This is a genomic window from Psychroflexus aestuariivivens (assembly GCF_004010055.1).
GTDB classification, from domain to species: domain Bacteria; phylum Bacteroidota; class Bacteroidia; order Flavobacteriales; family Flavobacteriaceae; genus Psychroflexus; species Psychroflexus aestuariivivens.
On the sequence record NZ_RQVT01000013.1, the window covers coordinates 1 to 23,659 of the forward strand.

At 33.8% G+C, this 23,659-nt stretch carries 24 protein-coding genes and 1 pseudogene; 11 read left to right on the forward strand and 14 right to left on the reverse strand.

The genetic code is table 11. The features are described from left to right. Positions 1-625: pseudogene (locus EIG86_RS02115) on the reverse strand (T9SS type A sorting domain-containing protein); the annotation flags it as partial. A 581-nt stretch (positions 626-1,206) separates the two neighbouring features. Here EIG86_RS02115 and EIG86_RS02120 point away from each other — a divergent pair. The 4 genes from EIG86_RS02120 to EIG86_RS02135 all read left to right on the forward strand — a co-directional run bounded on the left by EIG86_RS02120 (position 1,207) and on the right by EIG86_RS02135 (position 4,283). Beyond that, a complete protein-coding gene (locus EIG86_RS02120; protein ID WP_127844497.1) occupies positions 1,207-1,971 on the forward strand; it encodes an exodeoxyribonuclease III in 765 nt (254 codons plus the stop codon). 101 nt (positions 1,972-2,072) lie between these two features. Further along, entirely contained in the window at positions 2,073-3,032 is a 960-nt protein-coding gene (locus EIG86_RS02125) for an OmpA family protein (RefSeq protein WP_127844498.1), read from the forward strand. Positions 3,033-3,058: 26 nt separating this feature from the next. After that, entirely contained in the window at positions 3,059-3,457 is a 399-nt protein-coding gene (locus tag EIG86_RS02130) for a hypothetical protein (RefSeq protein WP_127844499.1), read from the forward strand. Further along, positions 3,432-4,283 (forward strand): hypothetical protein, encoded by an 852-nt coding sequence (locus EIG86_RS02135; protein WP_127844500.1) that lies wholly within the window; start codon positions 3,432-3,434, stop codon positions 4,281-4,283. The genes EIG86_RS02130 and EIG86_RS02135 overlap by 26 nt, the downstream gene beginning before the upstream one ends. Here EIG86_RS02135 and EIG86_RS02140 read toward each other — a convergent pair. From EIG86_RS02140 to EIG86_RS02180, 9 genes are all read right to left on the reverse strand, one after another. Continuing rightward, positions 4,278-4,943, reverse strand: coding sequence for a response regulator transcription factor (locus tag EIG86_RS02140; protein ID WP_127844501.1), 666 nt, complete (start codon positions 4,941-4,943; stop codon positions 4,278-4,280). The genes EIG86_RS02135 and EIG86_RS02140 overlap by 6 nt on opposite strands. A gap of 6 nt (positions 4,944-4,949) precedes the next feature. Continuing rightward, positions 4,950-6,968 carry a tetratricopeptide repeat-containing sensor histidine kinase gene (locus EIG86_RS02145; RefSeq protein WP_127844502.1) on the reverse strand — a complete coding sequence of 673 codons (2,019 nt, stop codon included), beginning with the start codon at positions 6,966-6,968 and terminating at the stop codon, positions 4,950-4,952. A 41-nt stretch (positions 6,969-7,009) separates the two neighbouring features. Beyond that, a complete protein-coding gene (locus tag EIG86_RS02150) occupies positions 7,010-7,189 on the reverse strand; it encodes a hypothetical protein (RefSeq protein ID WP_127844503.1) in 180 nt (59 codons plus the stop codon). Positions 7,190-7,401: 212 nt separating this feature from the next. Next, a complete protein-coding gene (locus EIG86_RS02155) occupies positions 7,402-8,346 on the reverse strand; it encodes a 2-hydroxyacid dehydrogenase (protein WP_127844504.1) in 945 nt (314 codons plus the stop codon). Positions 8,347-8,356: 10 nt separating this feature from the next. Further along, positions 8,357-8,764, reverse strand: a complete 408-nt coding sequence (locus EIG86_RS02160) for an acyl-CoA thioesterase (RefSeq protein ID WP_127844505.1) — start codon at positions 8,762-8,764, stop codon at positions 8,357-8,359. A gap of 8 nt (positions 8,765-8,772) precedes the next feature. Further along, positions 8,773-10,122, reverse strand: a complete 1,350-nt coding sequence (gene mgtE, locus EIG86_RS02165) for a magnesium transporter (RefSeq protein WP_127844506.1) — start codon at positions 10,120-10,122, stop codon at positions 8,773-8,775. After that, a complete protein-coding gene (gene rsmA, locus EIG86_RS02170) occupies positions 10,103-10,975 on the reverse strand; it encodes a 16S rRNA (adenine(1518)-N(6)/adenine(1519)-N(6))-dimethyltransferase RsmA (RefSeq protein WP_127844507.1) in 873 nt (290 codons plus the stop codon). The genes mgtE and rsmA overlap by 20 nt, the downstream gene beginning before the upstream one ends. Beyond that, entirely contained in the window at positions 10,976-11,287 is a 312-nt protein-coding gene (locus EIG86_RS02175) for a DUF4286 family protein (RefSeq protein WP_127844508.1), read from the reverse strand. A 2-nt stretch (positions 11,288-11,289) separates the two neighbouring features. Beyond that, positions 11,290-13,077: a tetratricopeptide repeat protein gene (locus EIG86_RS02180; RefSeq protein WP_127844509.1), complete on the reverse strand. Its 1,788-nt coding sequence runs from the start codon at positions 13,075-13,077 to the stop codon at positions 11,290-11,292. Positions 13,078-13,263: 186 nt separating this feature from the next. On the opposite strand from EIG86_RS02180, the gene EIG86_RS02185 reads away from it, so the two are divergent. Genes EIG86_RS02185 through EIG86_RS02200 form a run of 4 tightly spaced genes read left to right on the forward strand, consistent with a single transcriptional unit; the run spans position 13,264 to position 18,382 of the window. Continuing rightward, positions 13,264-13,938 (forward strand): TetR/AcrR family transcriptional regulator, encoded by a 675-nt coding sequence (locus EIG86_RS02185; protein ID WP_127844510.1) that lies wholly within the window; start codon positions 13,264-13,266, stop codon positions 13,936-13,938. 3 nt (positions 13,939-13,941) lie between these two features. Further along, complete coding sequence (locus tag EIG86_RS02190; RefSeq protein WP_127844511.1) at positions 13,942-15,603, forward strand: peptidase domain-containing ABC transporter; 1,662 nt, start codon at positions 13,942-13,944, stop codon at positions 15,601-15,603. A gap of 2 nt (positions 15,604-15,605) precedes the next feature. Then, entirely contained in the window at positions 15,606-16,973 is a 1,368-nt protein-coding gene (locus EIG86_RS02195) for an HlyD family secretion protein (protein WP_127844512.1), read from the forward strand. Then, entirely contained in the window at positions 16,970-18,382 is a 1,413-nt protein-coding gene (locus EIG86_RS02200; RefSeq protein ID WP_127844513.1) for a TolC family protein, read from the forward strand. Before EIG86_RS02195 ends, EIG86_RS02200 begins: the two co-directional genes overlap by 4 nt. Before the next feature lie 3 nt (positions 18,383-18,385). Here the strand turns inward: EIG86_RS02200 and EIG86_RS02205 are convergent, their stop codons facing one another. Then, the gene (locus EIG86_RS02205; RefSeq protein ID WP_127844514.1) at positions 18,386-18,976 is read right to left on the reverse strand and encodes a riboflavin synthase; all 591 of its coding nucleotides are present in this window, start codon (positions 18,974-18,976) and stop codon (positions 18,386-18,388) included. A gap of 49 nt (positions 18,977-19,025) precedes the next feature. Here EIG86_RS02205 and pdxA point away from each other — a divergent pair, with 49 nt between their 5' ends. Genes pdxA through rpmF form a run of 3 tightly spaced genes read left to right on the forward strand, consistent with a single transcriptional unit; the run spans position 19,026 to position 20,888 of the window. Then, positions 19,026-20,075, forward strand: coding sequence for a 4-hydroxythreonine-4-phosphate dehydrogenase PdxA (pdxA, locus tag EIG86_RS02210; RefSeq protein WP_127844515.1), 1,050 nt, complete (start codon positions 19,026-19,028; stop codon positions 20,073-20,075). Between the two features lie 60 nt (positions 20,076-20,135). After that, entirely contained in the window at positions 20,136-20,672 is a 537-nt protein-coding gene (locus EIG86_RS02215) for a YceD family protein (protein WP_127844516.1), read from the forward strand. A 12-nt stretch (positions 20,673-20,684) separates the two neighbouring features. Next, positions 20,685-20,888 carry a 50S ribosomal protein L32 gene (rpmF, locus tag EIG86_RS02220; protein WP_127844517.1) on the forward strand — a complete coding sequence of 68 codons (204 nt, stop codon included), beginning with the start codon at positions 20,685-20,687 and terminating at the stop codon, positions 20,886-20,888. Between the two features lie 353 nt (positions 20,889-21,241). Here rpmF and EIG86_RS02225 read toward each other — a convergent pair whose 3' ends face one another. The 3 genes from EIG86_RS02225 to EIG86_RS02235 form a co-directional block, all read right to left on the reverse strand. Further along, positions 21,242-21,433 (reverse strand): cold-shock protein, encoded by a 192-nt coding sequence (locus EIG86_RS02225; RefSeq protein ID WP_127844518.1) that lies wholly within the window; start codon positions 21,431-21,433, stop codon positions 21,242-21,244. A 163-nt stretch (positions 21,434-21,596) separates the two neighbouring features. Beyond that, entirely contained in the window at positions 21,597-21,845 is a 249-nt protein-coding gene (locus EIG86_RS02230; RefSeq protein ID WP_127844519.1) for a hypothetical protein, read from the reverse strand. Positions 21,846-21,856: 11 nt separating this feature from the next. Further along, the gene (locus EIG86_RS02235; protein ID WP_127844520.1) at positions 21,857-23,653 is read right to left on the reverse strand and encodes a chloride channel protein; all 1,797 of its coding nucleotides are present in this window, start codon (positions 23,651-23,653) and stop codon (positions 21,857-21,859) included. Positions 23,654-23,659 lie beyond the last annotated feature (6 nt).

A 23,659-nucleotide genomic window follows, 5' to 3' on the forward strand; every position in this document is an offset into this window, starting at 1 on the left:
TTATATTCCACGTATTGTAAGGGAATTGGTCTGACATTGCTGCCTGAGCATCACTTACATTTATACAAACCGTATACGTGCTTGGCGGATCCCAATATTCATGCGATAAATCTATGGTTAAGTTTTCATAAGTGGAGTCTGGGTTATCTAGATTAATAGTATTAATTTGATTACTTGTCCGTAAATTTATATGTTCTAGATTATCAAGATTACTAAAATCTAAGTAAGGAATATAAATATTAGATCCTACATCAAAAACCGTATTTTCTGCTATGAATTCTTTAAGGTTTAAATTGGAATTAAATATATCTGATTGATTTTCTGGAAGATTGACATCTGAGTCAGTTAAGTTAATTACCTCAAGACTTACAAAATCCTCAATACCAGTAAAGTCTGTAAGTTGAATATAGTATCCGTATGAATCATTGAGAACTGAAAAATCCAATTCCACTATATTTTCAATATCAGCGGTTAAAACTTGTCCGTTGACAACACCATCACTATCAATACTGAGATCAATGAGGGCTTGTTCAAAGTTTTCATCGGGAATGACTGTGGTTTGGGCTATTGTTGAATTGACAAACAATACAACAAAGACGCTAAATAATTTTACATTTAGTTTCATAATGATTGGTTAAGGTTAATTAAAAAATTTGTATACTATTTAATAAATATATGTATATTTTATATAGAAAAGCAAATTTTACAATATTAAATTTATTCTCTAAAGGGTTTACGCATCTTCACTTAAAAGCCTTAAAAATAATATTTTTAGTGACCTTCTACTATTTTTAAAATTTGTGACAGCCAATCAATTGTCAATATTTTACTTAGGTTTTAATATGTTCGTCAACTTTATGTTTTCGTTGGTCTTTTACGGTATTTTCACCCACAATACGAACTATGACAATTTTCAAAATTATGACCAAGGTTTGGCGTACAATAATTTATTTAAACATTTTATTGAACAATCTCAATTCAATTTGAGTTGGTGCTTGTTTTAGATAAAATTTGTTATTTCGTAAGGTTTTCGGTTAGGGATTAAGGCATTTGTTGGAGCTCTTTTCGATTTTTTTTAAATCGGAAAAGCGACTGCCGAAAGCCCGCCGGAATTGCTTTTTCTGCAATTCCGGAACCGCCAAAAAACATTGCACAAAACTTTCCTGCTAAATTGTTCCTAATGTGTATTTTTGAATAAAAAGTAGAATGAAAGTAATTTCTTATAACGTCAACGGAATTCGCGCTGCATTGAAAAAAGATTTGGTCGGTTGGCTGCGTGCTGCCGATGCCGATGTGGTTTGTTTTCAGGAAACAAAAGCGCAACCCGAGCAAATTGATGATCAGATTTTTAAAGATTTGGGTTACGAATTTTGCTATTGGTTTTCAGCAGAAAAAAAAGGTTATAGTAGCGTTGGTATTATTTCAAAAACCAAACCTAAGCATGTAGAATATGGCGTTGGCATAGATTATATGGATCGGGAAGGACGCAATTTGCGCGCTGATTTTGAAGATGTTTCGGTCATGAGTTTGTATCTGCCTTCTGGCACTAACGACAGCAGATTGCAGTTCAAATTGAATTATATGGACGATTTCAAAATTTATATCGAAGATTTGAAACGCGATTATCCGAATTTGGTGATTTGCGGCGACTACAATATTTGCCATGAACCGATTGACATTCACGATCCTGTGCGTTTGAAAACCGTTTCGGGATTTTTGCCAATTGAACGCGAATGGCTGAGTGCGTTTTTGGAAGAATCTGGATTTGTGGATTCTTTCCGAAAGCTGAATGAAGACGTGGTGCAGTATTCGTGGTGGAGTTACCGTGCCAATGCTCGCGCCAATAATAAAGGCTGGCGTTTGGATTATCATTTGGTGTCGGCGTCTTTGGAGGACAAAATCGTGCGGTCTGTAATTTTGCCTGAGGCTAAGCACAGCGATCATTGCCCAGTTTTACTGGAATTGAAATAAATCGAAATTCAATAATCTGAAATTTAAAGAAAAATCGAATAACTTAGTATAAACATACTTAAAACCAATATTTCAACGTTTACAAGCAAAACCTGAACCTAATGAAAATTATAAAATTTGTATTTGTAAGTATCTTACTCGCCAGCTTATTTGGTTGTGTGAGCCAGAAAAAATTTACTGAGTTGGAGGAGCAAGTCAATAATTTGAAACGAAATAATTCGCAACTTGAGCAGAAACTCGAAGAAGTAAATTCAGAAAAAACTGCTTTGGAAGATGAAATAAAATACGCCAACGATAGGATTTCCATTTTGAAAGAACAGCGTGATGAACTTGCCAAGGAATTGGAAAGTCTTCAGGATGCGCATTCTAAACTCAACGAATCTTACGACGCTTTGGAACAAAACAGCTCTCAGGCTTTAGCTGAAAATTCCAAACAAAACCGCGAGTTGCTAAAAAAATTGGAAGATAAGGAGAAAGCTTTGGCCGAAGATCAAGCCCGTTTGGAAAAACTTCAGAAAGATTTGAAATCACGATCAGACAGAATCGAAGAATTGGAATCTTTAATTGCTGAAAAAGAAAGCAAAATGCGAAACCTGAAGGATAATTTATCCAAAGCTTTAATGAATTTTGAAGGCAAAGGTTTGAGCGTAGAATTACGTGATGGCAAAGTTTACGTATCTATGGAAAACAAATTGCTTTTTGCTTCCGGCAGTTGGAATGTTGGTAGCGAAGGGACAAAAGCTGTGAACGAGTTGGGTAAAGTCTTGGCTGAAAATCCAGATATCGCTGTGCTCATCGAAGGTCACACCGATGATGTACCATTCGGTGGTAACGGTCCTTTGAAAGACAATTGGGATTTATCGACTAAACGTGCCACAGAAGTTTTGAAATTGTTGCTTCAGAACAGTGATATCGATCCACAAAATTTGACGGCTGCTGGAAAAGGCGAATTCGACCCTGTGGCCAGTAATGAAACTAAAGAAGGAAAAGCTAAAAATAGACGTATAGAAGTTGTATTAACACCAAAACTAGACGAGATTTCGAAGATGTTGAGTGAATAAATTGTTTTGTTTAAATCTAACCAATTTTGAAAAGAAAAAAGTTTATTCAATACTGGAGCGTGCCAACTTTGTTGTTTCTGGTGGCTTGTTTCCAGATTTACCAAGTCGAATTTGAAGAAAAATCTAGGTGGAAAGGTGGTGGATTTGGCATGTACACCACCATCCATCCATTTAACGATGAAATCTGGATTGATGATGAATTTGTGTCTACTAAAAATTTATCCAAGCGAGATTCATTAGAACTACAAATTCTGACTTTAAAAGTCAAAGTGCATCCCTCAAAACATCAGATTAAAAACCTTGTAAATTGGTTGGATATTGAAAAAGATTCGGTGAAAATTCAAATTTTCAAACCGCAATTTGATTTAGAAAATTCTGTTTATACCAAAACGCTCCGTTATGAAACAACTTATAAACAGGATTAATCAAATCCCGATTTTCAAGCTGGTCGCCACTTGTTTTCTCTTGTTTTTGGCGATTTACAGCCCACGGCTGAAAGCTATTTATGTTACTTATTTGGTTTTTGCTGCTTTAGCATACGTGATCATCGATCGTGATTTTTTCAAAAAAACTTACTTCTGGTTAATTGTTCTTGGACTTTTGATTCCACGTCTATATGCCAGTTTCCTTTTTATTGGAAACCATTATTTTGTGATGATTTATATGATTCTATTATTTCTCATCGTATCGTTTTATCAAGATAATGCAGAGAAAATATTTTCACGTAATGCGACTGTAATTTTGGTTTTAATAATGGGGTTTGCTGTTCTCCAAAAATTATTGGTGCCTGACTACCTCAATGGCACTTCTTTGGCATATCTAGGATATTCAGGTAAGATTTTTAAATACGTTTTTTATTTCAATGAAGAATATCGAGATATTTTTTATGAAAACGCCGTAAAAATGTCAGAACTCTACAAGTATCCTATTAGCGAAAATCCTAGAGTTCAACTTGAACCTATTTTCAAAAATTTCCCTCAAGTCATTATTTGGTTTTCATATCTGACATTAATTGCTGAAATACTATTCATTGTGGCTCTATTTATTAAAAAACAATGGATCAAACACGGATTTATAATTTTCTTTTTACTCAGTCTTTTAGTAACTAGAGAAGAAACGGGATTTTTATCCATGCTTTGCATCTTGCTGATGATGCATATCGAAAAGCAAAACACTTTGTATAGAGCAGCTTATCTCGGGATTTTCATATTATGCCTTTCGTTGATAATCGTCGGTAAAGGTGAATTATAAAAAGCCACGTTCCTTGGCCTTTTCAATCAGGATCTTGTCGTTTCGGTCAGGAATATTGAAAAATAATTTTAATTGCTTTTTTCTTTTTTCAACAGAACTCAGTGATAAGTTCATATTTTCAGGGATATTTTTTGTCAGAATACCTTGAGACAGTAAGTACAGAATTTTTCTATCTTCTTCGTCTAACTCATGCGCATACTCGATGGTTTGCTTCATCATGCGCTGAACCGTATTGCTATGGTAAGACTTGCCCAAAAATAAGCTTTGCATGGCCTGCATGAGAATTTCTGGGTTGGTATCGGATTTTACTAGCAAGCTATCTGGATCTAAGCGTTTCATCACATTAAGCACTTTGTAATTGTTTTCTAACATTGTGCAAATCATTATTTTAGCTTGTGGTTGCTTTTTTCTAGCCAGAAGCGCCAAATCTTCACCAGAATTGTATTTTTTATCAGGAGAACCTGGTAGAGAAAGATCTAAACTAATCAAATCATACTTGATATTTTGATTTTTAATAAGTTCAGCAGCGTCTTCACAATTCAGAGCAGAATCTGAAGAATATGTAGTATTTCTATCTTCTGCAATAATATCGAGAGCCTGGGTAAATCCAGCGACAATCATTGGATGATCATCTACAATTAAAACTTTATAATGTGCCATAAATAATTAGTAAATGGGTATGAAAATAGTAATTTTTGTGCCTTGTCCTGCTTTTGAATCAATATTTATTTCACCATTAACCTCATCGACACGATTGCGAATATTCTTCAAACCAATACCTGGCTTTTTGTTGCTATTGAAGCCTATTCCATCATCTTGGATTTCTATATTTAAACCGTCTTTTCCTTTATCATAAGCGAAAGAAAAACTTATGAAATTAGCATTAGCGTGTTTCTGAATATTCCTGATTGATTCTTGTAAAACTCTATAAACATGCATCTTGATAACAGAAGAAACTTTTGTCCAATTGACATCATCATCTACTGTTACTTTATGCGACTCTAAAATATTTTGCTTTTCTAATAAATCCTGAATAAGTCCGCTGAAATCTTTTTGATCTTCAAAATAAGTATTGGAAAGTTCGTGAGATAAACTTCTGATTTGGCTTTCAATATTCATGAGATTATCTGTCATCTCACCAAACTTTTTATCGCCTTTAATTCCAATTTTATATTTATAAAACATCAAATTCATCCGGTTGGCATAAAGTTCTGTTAGAATGTGATCGTGGAGTTCTCTGGCGATCCTATCTCGTTCTTCTTTTCTTCCCTCATCTTTTCTCGTTTTTTGACTCAACATCAATTCGTAGATTTTTTCATCTGCGACTTTTTGGTCACGCTCCAAGGACAAGGCTTTATTTCTGGAACGTTGCATGAAAATTATAAAAATAGATGAGCCAACTAAAATTACTAATGAAGAAACTATAAAAATCATAGTTTGTCGCTCTTCAAGTAACTGTGCGCGTTCTATTACTTCATCGGTTTCAAAGCGAATTCGCTCAAACTTGTTTCGTATTTTACGCTCATCAATTTGTAAACTGTCACTTAAATTGATGTAAGCTTCTGTAAACCTGAAACTTTCTTCTGGCTGAAGTTCTGCCAGTAGTTTCCAAGACGCCAAAATATCTCGGTTATTGTTGTTAGATTTTGCCGTTAAGTTAGCACGTTTGGCATATTCAATAGCGGTTGAAGTGTCGCCAACTGCTACATAAAATTGTGCAAGGTGAATCTGATTGATAGCAATCCCACTGACATGATTAATTCGCTTTCTGATTTCTAAAGCTTTTTTCATATCTTCAGAAACGTTTTCGGTTTCCCCTGTTTCTAAACGATTGAAAGATAAATTATCCAAAGCCATGGCATATAACTCAGGATCACGCTCTTCAAGATTTTTAGTGGATAATGTGCGTCGGTAATATTTTATAGCTTCCTTAAAATCTCCATCTTTTTCATAAACATTGCCTAAGTTATTAAAAGATGCAGCAATAAGCAGTTCATTGTTGTCAACTTTACCAAGTGCCTGCATGGCGTTTTGATGATAGCGTTTTGCGACTTCGAAATTTTCTAAATTGTAATTGACAATCCCCAACAAATTATAGCATCTATACAATAACCTGTAATTCTTAATTTTTTGTGCGAGTTCAACTGATTGTATCAAATTAATTTCAGAACCAATAAAGTCTTTGACTTTACTCTGAACAAGCGCTAAGTTGTAAATTACATTAGATAGTATCTCTGTTTCATTAATTAATTCAAGATCTTTTCTAGCTTTACTATAGGCAAAATAGGCACTATCATTTTCAGACCGAAATAAATGATAATCTCCTAAATCCCAATTGAATCTAGCATTATTAATCGTGTCATTGTATAATTTTGATAAGTTTAATCCACGTTGATTAGTCGATTTAAAATCCTTAAGATGTCTTTGATCTAAATACTCTTTTGATATAAATTTTAAGTATTTGATCTTAAGACTGTCATTATCAATCTGATCGATTAAACCAACAACATTATCAAAATATTTTTTTTTCTCTGAAGAATTATTCGTCTCTTCGGCTAAATTGACATTTGAGATTATTTTTTTTCTAATATTTTGAAATTCTGGATTCGATTCAGTTTGTACTTGCTCATTTTGACAAGAGAGCAAAAGTAAAATACCAGCAAAAATTAGAATATAATATTTCAAATGTGTTTGGTTCTATAGGAACGCAAATATATAATTAAATATTAAAGTTCAATATCTTTATTACTATCAGCGCTTGATACTTCCGCTTTATTTTCACCACCGCCACCAAAAATTTCTTCTGGAGTTTGACCTTCGTATTGGTCGTCGTTAAAGGTTTCTGGTGAACAAGCTGAGATAAAAATTAAGCATAATAACGTGAAAATTCCAATAAACTTTTTCATGACTCTGTGTTTTAAGTATTAATATTTGTTTTTTGTTTAATACAAATTTAGAGCATGGAGAAAGTTTAGAATTACGGTTCAACCGTAAAATAGTTACGGTTTTCCCGTAAATATTTTCATAATTATTGCTAAAATGTAGCTTATTTGTAGTATTTGTAGATTTTAATACCAGAAATGTTAAAAACTGAAGTCAATAATCTAATAGAAATAGACTATAAGGCAAAGTCTTTCAAAATTTTATCTGTAATGGTTTGGGCGAGTTTTACTTCACTTTCAAAAGTCCAACCAGCAATATGTGGAGACAATAACACTTTGTTCGATTTGGTTAAGAATTCCATGGCTTCTGGCATTTGCTCACCTTCAGAAAACAAATTCTCAAAGGAAGTTTTTTCAAATTCTAAAACATCCAAAGCCGCACCACAAATTTTATTAGCTTGTAAAGCTTCAACTAAATCTTCTGTTACGACACTCTGACCTCTAGCCGTATTAATAAACCAAAATGGTTTTTTGAATTCTGAAATAAAATTAGCATTAACCATATTTTTAGTTTCCGAAGTCAATGGCGTGTGTAGACTCAACACATCAATTTCATTCTGAAGAGTTTTTAAATCAACTTGTTCTGCAAATTCGTCGCCGATATTTTGTTTCAAATCGTAACACAACACACGGCAATCAAAACCCTGTAGTTTTTTTGCAAAAGCTTTTCCCATATTTCCATAACCAATGATGCCTACAGTTTTTCCTTCCAATTCAAATCCTCGATTCTCTTCGCGTTTCCAAAGACCGTTACAGACCTCTTGATGTGCTTTTTGCATGTTGTTCATCAAATTCAACAACATTCCTAAAGCGTGCTCACCAACAGCATTTCGATTACCTTCTGGCGCATTGTACAATTTTATGCTTTGCTGTTGGGCATATTCAACATCAATATTTTCTAAGCCTGCTCCTACTCTGCCAATGAATTTCAATTTTTTTGCTTTTTCAAGAAATTCACGATCAAGTTGAAAGCGACTGCGAATTATAATGCCATCATAATTATGAATTTCTTCTGCAATCACAGATTTTGAATCTGAATAATTTTCTACATTTTCAAAACCTTGCTCGGACAAAGTTTCTAGCATCAACGGATGATTTGAATCTATATGTAAAATTTTCATCGCAGTAAGTTTAATCAATTTTTTCAAAAAAAGCTTGTAAAATATCGTCAGTAATCAATGTTGGTTTTTGTGTATTTCTATCTATAAAACACCAGGTGCTTTTTGCTTCAACTATAACTTTTTGATCGGATTTCCGAATAATATTCACACAGCGAATAGACTTCACAAGACCGCAACTTTCCACCCAGGTTTTGAGTATCAATTGTTCATCTAAAAAAGCTTGTTGCTTGTATTTTATATAATGGTCTACCACAAACCATGCAAACTTCTCTCTGGTTTTTGCATCGGTTTGTTTAACCCAATGTGATTCGGAAACATCCACAACCCACTCCATAAAACGCAAATTGTTGACATGGTTTTGAATATCTAAATCGCCAGCAGTAACTTTTATTTCTTTTTTAAATTCTAAAGCTTTCATGGTGAAATTTAAAATCCTAATATCAGTTTAGCGATATAAAAATAGGCTAGAATCCCAAGTATATCATTGCTTGTTGTGATAAATGGTCCTGTCGCAATCGCTGGATCTATGCCGCGCTTATTCAAAATAATAGGAATAAAAGTGCCAATAAGCGCCGCCATAATTATGACCGACAATATTGAAACCGCAATGGTAATACTTACTAAAATAGACATAGAAGTTACAAAACCAAAAACCATAACCAAAATCGCAAGTGCAGTTCCGTTTATGACACCAAGTCCTATTTCTTTCAGCAAACGTTTGATCAGACTGTCTTTAACAGAATCGTTTGCCAAACCTTGAACAATAATTGCCGAAGATTGAACGCCAACATTTCCTGCCATTGCCGCTATTAGTGGCGTAAAAAAGAATAAAACCTCGTATTTTTCTAAAGCAGTATCGAAACCTTGCATAACGTAAACTGCTCCCAAACCACCAAATAGCCCGAGAATTAGCCATGGTAACCTGGCTCGAGTAAGTTGCCAAACACTACTATCCGCTTCTACATCTTCAGAAATACCGGCTGCCATTTGGTAATCTTTCTCTGCTTCTTCTTTTATAAAATCGATGATGTCATCTACTGTAATTCTTCCAACTAAACGCCCAAATTCGTCGACTACGGGAATGGCTTCCAAATCGTATTTCTGCATGACTCTTGCTACCTCATCTCCTGGCGTATGTACATCTACATAATCTACGTTAGTAATATAAACATCAGCGATTTCTGCATCATTTGGGGCGGTGATCAAATCTTTGAGTGACAAACGTCCTTTGAGCTTGCCTTTGTTGTCAACTACATAAATAGAATGCACGCGAGTCACGTTTTCAGCTTGATTTCGCATTTCGGTCATACAGCCGGTTACACTCCAATTTTCGTTAACTTTTATCAATTCTTTCGCCATCAAACCACCAGCAGAATCTTCATCGTAACGCAATAATTCAACAATGTTTTCGGCGTGTTCCTTGTCTTGAATATTGGAAATGACCTGAGTTTTGATGTCGTCAGATAGTTCAGAAATGATATCAGCCGCATCATCAGTATCCATTTCAGAAATTTCGTCAGCAATTTCTTGAGCGTTGAGATTACTCAAAATTTTCTCCCGATCGTCTTCATCCATCTCCATCAAAACCTCAGAAGTTTGTTCACTACCAAGTAATTTGATGATATAAGTTGCCTCGTCCATACTTAACTCATCAAGAATTTCTGCAATATCTGCGTGGTGAAATTCTTCTAGGTGAAAAGCCAGTTCTTGGTCGTCTCTTTCTTCGACCAATGCCTGAATTTTCTCAATGAGTTCTTTAGTGAGTTGAAATGGCATCTTTGCTTATTTTAATGGTCAAGTCTATAAATTCTTCAACCTTAAGTTGTTCAGGTCGCATGGCAAAGATAGAATCTTCTCTTAATTCTGGAGATAAATTAAATTTTTTCAAACTATTTCGCATCGTTTTTCTACGTTGCTGAAAAGCGGTTTTAACGACATCGAAAAATAATTTTTCATCACATTTCAATTCAAAATTAGCCTTACGTTGAAGTCGAAGAACGCCACTTTGGATTTTAGGTGGTGGATTGAAAGCAGATGGCGGAACAGAAAATAAATATTCTGCTTCGTAAAAAGCTTGTGTTAAAACAGATAAAATTCCATAAACTTTACTGCCTTCAGAAGCACAAATTCGCTCTGCCACTTCTTTTTGAAACATTCCTGAAAATTCTGGAATTTGAGTTCTGTTATGCAAAGTTTTAAAAACGATTTGTGTTGAAATATTATAAGGGAAATTACCAATAATTGTGAATTCTTCGTTTTGAAAAAAAGTTGACAAATCTGCTTTTAAAAAATCTGCTTCAACAACTTTTAAATCACTTGAGTCTTGAATTCTATGTTCTGTTTTGAAATTAGAATTCAAATAGGCAATAGATTCTCTGTCCAAATCCATAGCAACAAAGTTATCGTATTTGCCAAGTAAATATTTTGTCAGAACGCCCATGCCCGGACCGATTTCTAATAGGTTTGCACAATCTTTCAATTGAAGTGTATCTGCAATTTTTTTTGCAATATCTTCATCAGTCAAAAAATGTTGACCGAGGTGTTTTTTAGCTTTTACTGCTTGATATCCAGCATTGAAATTGGCTTTAAAAACCTCGTCGTCGATATGCGTTTTTTTTGACTTTCCCATTTACTCTTGTTCGTCTACAATTTCCAATTCAGTTCTGAATGCCACAAATTTCCCCTCAAAAGGTTTGGATTCTGCTCTCATTTTTGGAGCATCTTCTTCATAATACTGATTTAAAGTCTCTTGATCCGGAGTTTTGTATTGAACGGAGTACGTGATGCCTCCCATTTCTTCTTTCACATTAACTTTTGACATCAAAGCATTTAGAAATTTGCCAGTTTTTAGCATGGCTGGAATATGTTCATTCTTCATCCAATCCAACCATTGGTCATGAATACTTTCTTCTACATTTATAGTAACATTATATATGTACATTGTTATTGAATTTTATCACCACGAAGTTTTCTGAATTGTTTTCTAGCATCCACAAAATATATGCTGTCAGGATGATTAAAAATTATATATTCAAAATAAGATTTGGCTTTTTCTGGTTGTTCTAGATTTTTCAGATAAATATTACCTAGTGCAAAATTAGCATTATCTGAAAGTATCTCATCTGAATGTTCATCCACTATTTTTTGGAAATATGGTATAGCTTTCTGAAACTCTTCTTTTCTAAAATAGATATTTCCAATTCTAAAAAAAACTTCGTCGAGGATACTTTCTGTGGTGTGATCTTCTACCAAAGATTCTAAAATACTTAAGGCATTTTCAGTTTGATTTTGAAATTGCTTCAAGTCGGCTTTAGCAACAAGTTTTAAATCTGTTCTGGTAGAATCTTCCTGAGAATTATCTTTTATAAGTAAAGATAACTCCATAGCATCGTTTGCAGTAAGTTGAGAAGCTGAAGTTTTCAAAACTTCAAGTTGGGTCAACGCCCAATCAAAATCAGCTTTAAAATAACTAGTTTTGGCTACTTTGAATTTCGCTTCTCTTGCCAAATCGCTATTCGGAATAAGCTTTTCAACTTGTGTGTAAAGCAATAAAGCGCGACTAAATTTGGATTGTCGAACCAATAAATCAGCATTCAATAGTTTCAGCTCAGCGGTTTGTTGCTTATACAATTCCTGATTTTCTATTTTGTTGATTTCTGCTAAGCCGGCATTGATGTCATCTCTCAGAAAAGCGATAAATTCTACCAAATCTTTTTGAATAAGAAAAGTGTCTTTGTTTCTACCCACATCTTTCAAAAACTGTTCGTAAGTGAATTCGATGTTTTCATATTCTGAAGGTTCAGCAATAGCTGATTTAACCAACAGAAACTCTCGCATTGCAGAAATTAATTGGCGTTTGGAATTTGTGTTTTCTACGGCAAACTTCAACATTTCTTTTGCTGAATTCAATTTAGATTCTGCCTTTGCAATTAGGGCTAAATCGATAATTCGTTCTAGGTTTTTTTGCTCACTTCTTTGAAAAATGGCACGTTCCTGAGCAAAAGCTTTGTCAAAATCGTTTTGCTGAACAAACAACCAACTCAACATTTCGTTAAACAAAATATTGGGATTCTCTTGGTTTCTGCGTAAAAGTATTGTTCGTAAAGCTTTGTTGGCTTCATTACTTGGATCTTCGGTAATGTAGTCACCAAAATTCCTATTCAGAATGTCGAAATAATGGGGATTTTCTACAAGCAAACTCACATAATTGTCGAACATCTTATCAAACTGGCTTTGTTCACCATAAATTTTTGCAAGTTGTATGGTATTATTTGTACTCGGTTTTATGGCTTGAGCCTTTTCGTAAGTTTTAGTTGCATAATCTAAAAGGCTATATTTTTGAAAAGTTTTACCTAAAGAATATGCTAGATTCGGTTGATTTTCTATTTGTTGCAAAGCTTTTTGATAATAGGCTTTCGCATTCACAGTATCATTTTGTTTCTGGTACAAGTAGCCTAACTCTACCTGAATATTGGGATAATCATTTACATTTTCCAGATAGTTTTTGAGCACAAGTTCTGCAGATTCAAAATCTTCTAAAGCCTGAAGCGACTCTACATAACCTAATAAAATTTGTTGATTTCTAGGGTTTTTCTTTAAAAGGCTTTCAAAAACAGATTTTGCTTTTTCATATTCACCTTGGTCAAGGTAATTCTGCGCTAAATTTTGAGATTGCCCCTGACTTATCGCACCAATCATTAAAAAGATTACTAAAAGAAATATGTGTCGCATTCGTTTTGAATTCAAACTTCAATTATAAAAAAGTTATACAAATTTATTTAAATTTATGTCACAGCATCTTGCTTTGGTAAAGTTTTAGTAAGTCAATTCAAAAATCAATTCTAAATAAAAATTTATGATTTCTGAAACATAAATTAAAAGCAATACTTTTATATTTGCGATTCTAAATATTGAAACATGGAGTCCTTACTTCCAAACTTTAAAATAAACATCAACGATAGTCTTTATCTAAAAGATCCTGAGAGTTCTGAATTAGGCCGAAAAATCATCTCAAATGGTATTCAACTTATTGAAAAACTTGGTATCGAAGATTTTACATTCAAAAAACTAGCCTCTCAAATTCATTCAAACGAAAGTTCAGTTTATCGCTATTTTGAAAACAAGCACAAACTACTACTTTACCTTTCAACCTTGTATTGGGGAATTTTGGAATACCATTTGGTTTTTGAAACGACCGGAATGAAAGATGATAAAAAAAAGCTAATAAAAGCTGTTGAAATTATCATCAGTAATCCTGAGGAGTTTTTCACAACTTTCGAGATAGATGCTAATAAATTGAAAAAAATCATCAACTCAGAATTCGTCAAAGTTTACCATAATAAAAGTGTGGAAGAAGAGAATAAATCTCGCTATTTCGCCACTTACAAACGTTTGATTTTCAGAATTTCAAAAATGATTGAAACTGTAAAGCCAGACTACCAGTATAGTCAAAGTTTGGCTTCTCTAATTGTTGAAGGCTCGTTGAGTCATTACTTTTTGTCAGAACATTTTGAAAATCTTACAGATTGTCATTCTACGAAACATATTCGTCTTTTTTACCAAGATTTATTAACCAAAACTCTGAAAATTTAAATTATGGCTACAGATGTAAAATCGCCTTGGGTAAGATTATGGCGTTTGCTGAAACTAGAACGCAAATCGGTATACAAAATATTTTTCTACGCCATTTTCGCAGGTTTGGTAGAGCTCGGTTTACCACTTGGTATACAGGCAATTGTAAATATTATTATTGGTGGTCAATTCAATGCTTCCGTAATAGTATTGACACTCGTCGTTCTTACTACTGTTGGATTTGCAGGGATTTTACGTTATATGCAAATGCGTATTGCCGAAGATTTGCAACAAAGAATCTTTGCCCGTTCGTCCTTTGAATTGGTCTATCGATTTCCTAAAATGAAATATTCTGAACTTCAAAATGAATATCCACCAGAATTAGCAAATCGCTTTTTCGATGTGATGATTATTCAAAAAGGCATACCAAAATTGCTGATCGACTTTTCAGGAAGTCTCATCCAGATTCTCTTTGGACTCATTTTATTATCTTTTTATCATCCGTTTTTTATTCTTTTCGGATTTTTATTAGTGCTTTTATTTTATGTTGTTTTTAAATTTTCTTTAGATGATGGTGTCAGGGAAAGTTTACACGAATCTACTCATAAGTACAAAGTGGCGCATTGGATTCAGGAAGTCGCAAGAAGTATAGAAGGCTTCAAAGTCTCAGATAGCTTCCCCTACTCATCGCTTAGAAATGACGAAAGCACCTACGATTACCTAAATGCCAGAGAACGACATTTCCGAGTGTTGCGTTTTCAGTTTTTCAAAATGATTGGGTTCAAGTTAATTGTTACCGCTGTTTTACTAATTGTTGGGGGCTTACTTGTCATCAATCAACAGATGAATATCGGTCAATTTGTTGCTGCAGAAATTATTATTGTATTGATGATCAATTCTGTGGAAAAGCTCATTTTAGGACTTGAAAATTTATATGATGTGTTGGCTTCTCTAGAAAAATTCGGAAGAGTGACAGATATTCCTCTGGAAAATCAAGATGGTGAAGAATTGCTGAGCAAAGATGATGAATTCAGTTTTGAATATAATAATGTTAACTTGACTTTGGAAAACAGAACTATTCTGAAAAACATCAACCTAACTATAAAACCGAAAGACAGAATTTTAATTCAGGGCGTACCAGGTTCAGGAAAAACACTTTTATTACGTGTTTTAGCTGGACTTATTGAAGAAATTGATGGAAATATTTTTGTCAATGAAATTAATTTAAAGAATATTAGCATTACACATTTCAGGGGATTTGTAGGACATTTTTTTCCAAATAACAGAACATTCGAAGGCACTATTTTGGAAAACATTACACTTGATAATCCTGATATTTCACTAGATTACGTCCAGTATATTGTTGACAAATTGGAACTTAGAAGTTTTGTAAAAAATCAAGACAAAGGTTTGAAATCAAAAATTCATACTGACGGAAAAAAACTACCTTACACAGTTACCAAGAAAATAATGATTGCCAGAGCTTTGGCTTCTAAACCAAAACTACTTATTTTGAAAGAACCAACGGAAGATTTCTTATCTGAACAAGAAAGCAATGTCATGGATTTCTTGTCTGATCCAGAAAATCCTTGGGCTTTAGTCGTTGTAAGTCGAAGTGATAAATGGAAAAAAAGATGCAATAGATTTTTCGAAATTGATAATGGTGAATTGATCTCAAAAACATAATTATGTTAGATATATCCAATTTTAACCTAAATGATAAAGTTGATATTTCACGATTCAAATCTGTGAAATTCACTATCCACAAGAAACGTTTTCTGACTTTCAACAAAATAATGACTGCATTAGGAATTATTTTTGTTATTGTTATGTTTTTACCTTGGACGCAAAACGTTCAGGGCAAAGGTTTTGTGACTACTCTAGAACCTAATCAAAGACCGCAAGCCATAGAATCTGCTATTTCTGGTCGTATTGAAAAATGGTATGTTCGTGAAGGACAAATTGTCAACAAAGGCGATACAATTATTCATATTTCAGAAATTACTGATAAATATTTTGATCCAAATCTACTGGATAGAACAGAATCCCAACTGAAAGCTAAAACTTTTTCGTTAAGTTCATACATAGAAAAAGTGAATGCGCTCAATTTTCAAATCTTAGCACTCAAAGAAGAGCGAGAACTAAAATTGGAACAAGCCCAAAACAAGTTGCTCCAAGCGAAACTTAAAGTTGAAAGCGACAGTATTGATTTGGAAGCTGCAAAAACCCAATTATCAATTGCAGAACGACAGTTTGAAAGAACCTCAGCACTTGAGGCAGAAGGTCTGAAAGCAGTCACTGATGTTGAAGCTAAAAGGCTTCAGCTTCAAAAAAGTCAAGCCTCTGTTATTTCAGGAAAAAACAAATTGTTGTCCAGCAGAAATGAAGTCATTAATGCTAAAATTGAAATTTCGAGCTTAGGAGCCAATTACCAAGAGAAAATTTCAAAAGCCGAAAGTGAAAAATTCACTGCACTTTCTGGTCAATATGATACTGAAGCCCAAAAAACCAAACTCGAAAATGAATTAACTAACTATGTAGTGCGTTCAGGAATGCGTTTCATCACTGCTCCACAAGATGGATTCATCAACAAAGCAGTGCAAAAAGGCATTGGCGAAACATTTAGCTCAGGTACTGAAATTGTAACCATTATGCCTTTAGACATAGATTTGGCAGTAGAAACTTATGTAGATCCTATCGATTTACCGCTTTTGCATCCAGGGGAAGATGTTCGAATTATTTTTGACGGATGGCCGTCCATTTTCTTCTCTGGTTGGCCAAATTTATCTTATGGAACTTATGGTGGAGAAATTGTAGCAGTAGAAAGAAGTATTAGTCCTAATGGAAAATTCCGTGTACTTGTCAAACCAGACCCTAAAGGACCAGAATGGCCAGACGCCATACGAGCAGGTTCTGGCGCAAGAACATTAGCTTTGCTGGAAAACGTACCTATTTGGTACGAAATCTGGCGACAAATCAACGGTTTCCCACCAGATTATTATGCGCCAAGCAGTGAAAATAAAAGTTCTGACAAAACTCAAAAACAAACTAAATGATGCGATTTTGCTTATGTTTTTGGCTACTCATCGGTTCATTTGCAAATGCTCAAGACAATTTCAACGAAAACATCTTGACTTTGGATGAATATTTGGCTTATGTGAAAAATTACCATCCGATAGCCAAAATTGCTGATTTTGAAATTTCTTCAGCACAAGCCTATTTGCTGAAATCTCGTGGTGCTTTTGACCCTAAAGTTGAAGTCGATTGGAACACAAAAGAATTCAAAAACACAGAATATTATGATGTTTTGAATTCAACCTTCAAAATTCCAACTTGGTTTGGTATCGAAGTTCAGGGTGGATTTGAAAAAAATCAAGGTGAATTTCTAAACCCGCAAAACAGTGTGCCAGACGACGGCTTATATAATGCAGGAGTATCCGTGCCAATTGGACAAGGATTATTTATCAATCAGCGCATGGCAGATTTGAAACAAGCTAAAATCATGCAAGATTTGAATCAAGCACAGAGAGATTTACGCTTGAACCAATTGCTTTACGATGCTGTAATTGCTTACCTAGATTGGTATTTAGCAAATCGTGAGGTTGAATTATTTAGAAATTTTAGCGAAAAAGCTGAAGTGCGTTTTCAAGGAATTAAAGAAAGTGCTTTGGCTGGAGATATTCCTACGATTGATACTTTAGAAGCAGGCATTATTGTTCAAAATAGAAATTTGAGTCTTGAAAAAGCCAACTTAAAACTCATCAAAAGCAGATTGAAATTATCAAATTTTCTATGGTTTGAAAATAACATACCACTACAATTGAATGAAAATATCAACCCAGAAGACCTTCAACCCAACAGTATTGATAATGTTTTAGGGACGAATTTACTTCAGTTGGATGATTTCGTTTTAGAAAACCATCCAAAAATTGTAGCCTTAGATAATAAAATTGAACAAATGGAGGTTGATCGAAGGTTAAAAGCTGAAATGCTGAAACCTCAACTGGATTTGAAATACAATTTTATAAATGAACAGGTCAATGAATTCCAGAGCTTCAACACCAATGATTTTAAAGCAGGACTATATTTCAAATTGCCATTATTTTTAAGAAAGGAACGTGGTGAATTAAAACTAGCGAAAATTAAACTTCAGGAAGCTGAACTAGATTACGATTATGAAAGTTTTCAACTTCAAAATAAAATTGAAGCTTCCAGAAGTGAAATAGAATCTTACTTGGTTCAACTTGAAACTTACGAATCTATTGTCAAGGATTATGAACAATTACTGAAAGCCGAAGAACGAAAATTCAGTTTTGGAGAAAGTTCAGTTTTTTTAATAAATTCTCGTGAAGTGAAATTAATCGATGCCAGATTGAATGAAATCGGAGTTTATGAAACGCTTTTGAAATCCAAAGCTAAACTCTTTAATGTATTAGTAAATGAAGTTGATGTTGAAAATGATTAAATCTTAAGCATTTAAGTCCATCAACCTTTTGACGTATTTTCCAATCACGTCAAACTCTAAATTAACTGTATCGCCTTCTTTCAAATGTCTGAAATTAGTGTGTTCGTAGGTAAATGGAATAATTGCTACGCTAAAGGCATTGGGTTTAGAATTTACAACTGTTAAACTCACGCCGTTTACCGTAATCGAACCTTTTTCGATGGTTACATTCATCAATTTCGGGTCATATGAAAATGTAAAGACCCAACTGCCATTTTTAGTTTCAATAGATTCACAAATTGCAGTTTGATCAACGTGTCCTTGCACAATATGTCCATCCAAATGGGCATTCATTTTCATGCCGCGTTCAAGATTGACCAAGTCGCCAACATTCAGTTGATTGAGACTTGTTTTATTTAAGGTTTCTTCAATAGCGGTAACTTTGTATTTATCTTCAGAAATATCTACAACAGTCAGGCAGACGCCGTTGTGAGCCACACTTTGGTCAATTTTTAGTTCGTTGGTGAATTGAGCTTGAATTGTAAAATCTTTATTGCCCTGATTGACTTCAATCTTATCGATTTTGCCGAGTTCTTCTATGATTCCTGTAAACATTATGCAGAATATTTCGTTACCTTTGTTTCAACAAAAATAGACGAATTTTATGAGAAATCAATCAAATATACGAGTTGGAATTAGCATTGGCGATATGAATGGCATCGGACCAGAAATTATTTTAAAATCCCTTGAAGACAGCCGTGTGCTAGAAATGTTTACACCTGTGATTTTTGCCAATTCCAAAATGATGTCGTTTTTCAGCAAATATTTTAAAATTAAATTAAAATTCAACGGAATTTCCTCTGCAAGTGAAGCCATTGAAGGTAAAATAAATGTTGTAAATACTTGGAAAGAAAATGTAAAAGTCAATTTTGGTGAAGAAGAGAAAAAAATTGGCGAATACGCCATAAAATCTTTAAAAGCAGCAACAGAGGCTTTGAAAAATAAAGAAATTGATACTTTGGTCACTGCACCGATTAATAAAAATAGTATTCAATCTGAGGATTTCAACTTTCCAGGACACACAGATTTTCTAGCCCAAGAATTAGAGGGCGACAGTTTGATGTTTATGGTTTCAGAAAACATCAAAGTTGGATTGCTTACCGATCATGTTCCTGTAAAACAAGTGGCAGACAAAATAAACGAAGAACTGATTCAGAAAAAAGTAAATGCTATACATGAATCATTAAAAAAAGATTTCAACATCAGGGAACCAAAAATTGCGGTTCTTGGCATCAATCCGCATTCTGGAGACGGCGGCGTAATTGGTAGTGAGGATGATGAAATCATAAAACCAGCGATTAAAAGATTTGTTGACGATGGCAAATTTGTTTTTGGCCCGTATGCAGCAGATAGCTTTTTCGGTTCTAAAAATCATAGCAATTTTGACGCTATTATAGCTGCCTATCACGACCAAGGTTTAATTCCTTTCAAAACGCTTTCATTTGGGAAAGGAGTAAATTTCACTGCTGGTTTGAATCGTATTCGCACTTCTCCAGATCACGGAACTGCTTTTGATATTGCAGGAAAAGGTGAAGCGGATGGCAATTCTTTTACTGAGGCAATCTACATGTCTATTAAAATCTTCAAAAACAGAATTGAGTACATTCAACTGAATAAAAATTCATTAGAAAAACAAACTCAAAAATCATTCTAATATATTTTATTCTTATTTGAATATTTTTTGATATATTTGCACGCTCAAAACTGATGTTGTATGAGGAAGTTTAAGGCGTATGCCATACCTTTTGTAGGATTGAAAGTTGGACAGCACAGATTTGAGTATGACGTAAATAACTCGTTCTTTGAACTTTTTGACTTTCAGGAATTTAATGATGTAGATGTAAAAGCTGAGCTTTTACTGACCAAAAAAGCTAATATGCTGGAGTTAGATTTTGAATTTAAAGGCATGGTCAATGTCAATTGTGACGTGACTTTAGAACCTTTTGATCAACCAATTTCTAATACCTTATCATTAGTTGTAAAGTTTGGTGAAGTCTTCAATGATGATAACGAGGAACTTTTGATTTTGCCACATGGCGATCATGAAATCGAAATTCAACAATATATTTACGAAGGCATCATACTTGGCTTACCAGCAAAAAGAGTGCATCCAGGTGTTGAAGATGGCACATTAGATTCTGAAATTTTAGAAAAGTTAGACGAATTGAAACCGAATAAAGAAGAAGAGAATACGAAAGACGAGGATACAGATCCGCGTTGGGATAAATTAAAGGAATTACTAAACGAATAATAAACTTGAGCAATGGCACATCCAAAGAGAAGAACCTCGACCACAAGAAGAGATAAAAGAAGAACGCACATCAAGGCTAAAATGCCTCAAATCGCGACAGATACAACTACTGGCGAAGCGCATTTATACCACAGAGCCCACTGGCACGAAAGTAAACTCTACTACAGAGGTCAAGTTTTGATTGACAATACAGAAGATGCAGAAGTTGTAGAATAATTTACAATTCTCATTTTTAAATAAATTTACTCCTTCATTAATTTGAAGGAGTTTTTTTGTTTAATCTTGATAAAGATTTCAAATTCCCGATTCAATACAAATTAATTTATTTGCAACTATCTATATCATTGAATTCAATTTTTTCTGAATATTGAAAAAAAGCATAGAAATATTTATTTGAGGAAGAAATCAGGATGATATAAACAAGCGAAAGATTTACCTACTTTATGTTCTCATTAAAATGCCAATAAAAACTTTTTAACAATTTTCATAAGAGTTTTTTAATTTTAAGCATAAAAAAACGCCATCTTTTCAGATGGCGTAAGGTTTTGAAAAAAAAATGTTTTATATGATTAGATCAAACGTACATCTGTAGCGTTCATTCCTTTTCTTCCTTCTTCTTCAGCGTACTCAACTTCGTCACCTTCGTTTAAAGTTTCTCCGTTAAGTCCTGTGACGTGAACAAAAATATCTTCTCCTGTTTCGTCGTTTGTAATGAATCCATAACCTTTAGACTCATTGAAAAATTTTACTTTACCTTGCATAATAATAAATAATAATTAATAATATGCAACAAAAATAAATAAAATTAATGAGCTGAAACTCATTTTGTTGAATTTTTTTAAAATAAAATTTGGATCATTAAATTAAAATATTTATAGCCCCTTCTATGGCTGAATCTTAAGGCTTTAACAGCAAAAAAAATAATCAAGATTTGTCATCGAGACCTTTATCTTTCATTCGATCCATATTTTCTTTGGTGAGTGTATAATCTTTCAATTTTTTACCTTTCCAGCGATGCGCTAAAAACAGTGGCATCAGTATAAAGGCTGAGGCTAAAACACAAATTCCAATAATGCGTTCTCCGATTATTTCTTCTTCATAAAGGTTGAAATAAGCACCGACACAAAAGCCGATTAGAATAAAGAAAAAGACAATTTTTATTAAAATTCTCATATTGAATAATTTTAAACCGTTACTTCTATCAGTTTTTGTCTGTAAGCTGTAAGCAGTTTTGATTTTGAAATAAAACCTACATATTTTTCATCGCGAACAACTGGCAAATTCCAAGCTTCGGTATCTTGAAATTTTTGCATAATATCCTTCATTTTGCAAGTTTTAAGGTCGATTACATCTGGTGCACGCTGCATCAATCCAGAAACTTTCACTTCATCATACAAGGATCGATCAAACATAATTGTGCGAATATCATCTAGCAAAATAATTCCTTTAAAGATATTATCCTTATCAACTACGGGAAAAATATTACGTCTAGATTTTACCACGCCTTCATTTACAATTTCTCCAAGATTCATTTCATAATCCAATATCGTGAAATTAGTTTCAATAACTTGCTCGATATCCATAAAAGTTAAAACTGCCTGATCCTTATTATGCGTGACCAAATCACCACGTTCAGCCAATTCCATGGTGTAGACCGAATGTGGTTGAAATCTACTCGTAATAATGTAAGAAATTGCTGCAGTAATCATCAATGGAATGAACAAACTATAGCCGCTGGTGATTTCAGCAATAAGGAAGATCGCGGTAAGCGGTGCATGCATTACACCCGCCATTAGTCCTGCCATACCAACTAAAGTGAAGTTTCCAACTGAAATATCGCTTTTAGTGATTTGAAGCGCATTTACAACAAGCGCATAACAATGTCCTATCATACTACCAATAAATAAAACCGGCGCGAAAATTCCACCGATTCCGCCGGCAGCAATTGTTACCGAAGTCGCAATCATTTTGAAAACAATCAATACAAATAGAAACAAAATTACTAACCAAATGATATCAAAATCCATGAAAAATTCATTTTTGGTCACCAAATCATGATTTCCTGCTAGCAATTCGTTGATAGTAGTGTAGCCTTCGCCATAAATCTGTGGAATAAAGAAAATTATAATCCCTAAAATCAAACCGCCTATTAAAATTCTATTTATTTTATTTTTAATGTTATTGAATCTCTTAAAAGTCGTAATGTAAACCTTTGTAAACACAATGGAAGTCAAGGCTGTGAACAATCCTAGCGCTATGTAAAACGGCACATCACTCATCGTAAAAGATTCAGAAAGTTGGGTGTGCAAAATAATATCTGAACCGAAGAAAAAGTAAGACGTTAAAATAGACGAGACCGAAGCTACCAAAAGTGGAATCATCGATATAAGGGTTAAATCCAAACTAAAAATTTCTATTGCAAAAATAATAGCGGCGATCGGCGCTTGAAATATGGATGACATTGCTCCAGCAGCCGCACAACCGATCAGCAAAGTCCTCGAAGCTTGGTTCAGCTTAAGATACTTAGAGAAATTTGTACTTAAAGCTGCACTAGAGACAACTGTTGGTGCTTCCAAACCTGCAGAACCTCCAAAACCTAGAGTAATTGGTGCCGTAATTATTGAAGCATAATTCTGAAAACTTTTAATAAAGCCTTTTCGCTTTGATATAGCAAATAATGTCGTCGAAATTCCTTGTCCAATTGGTCTTTTCAAAATGAATTTTACAAATGAATAAACCAATAACAGACCCAAAAGTGGAAAAATAAAATAATATGCATTGTGGTAATTTGAAATATAACCACCACCCAAAACCGACTGAATAAGATAAGTTAAGTTTTTTATTACAACCGCAACTAAACCAGACAAAAAACCAACCAAAGCACTAAGTAAAATCAAGAACTGTTGGTTGGTCAAATATGTTCTTAGCCAAGTTTTGACTTTTGTTCCCAGTAGAAATAATTTTGATTTTTGTTCAGCCATAATTTT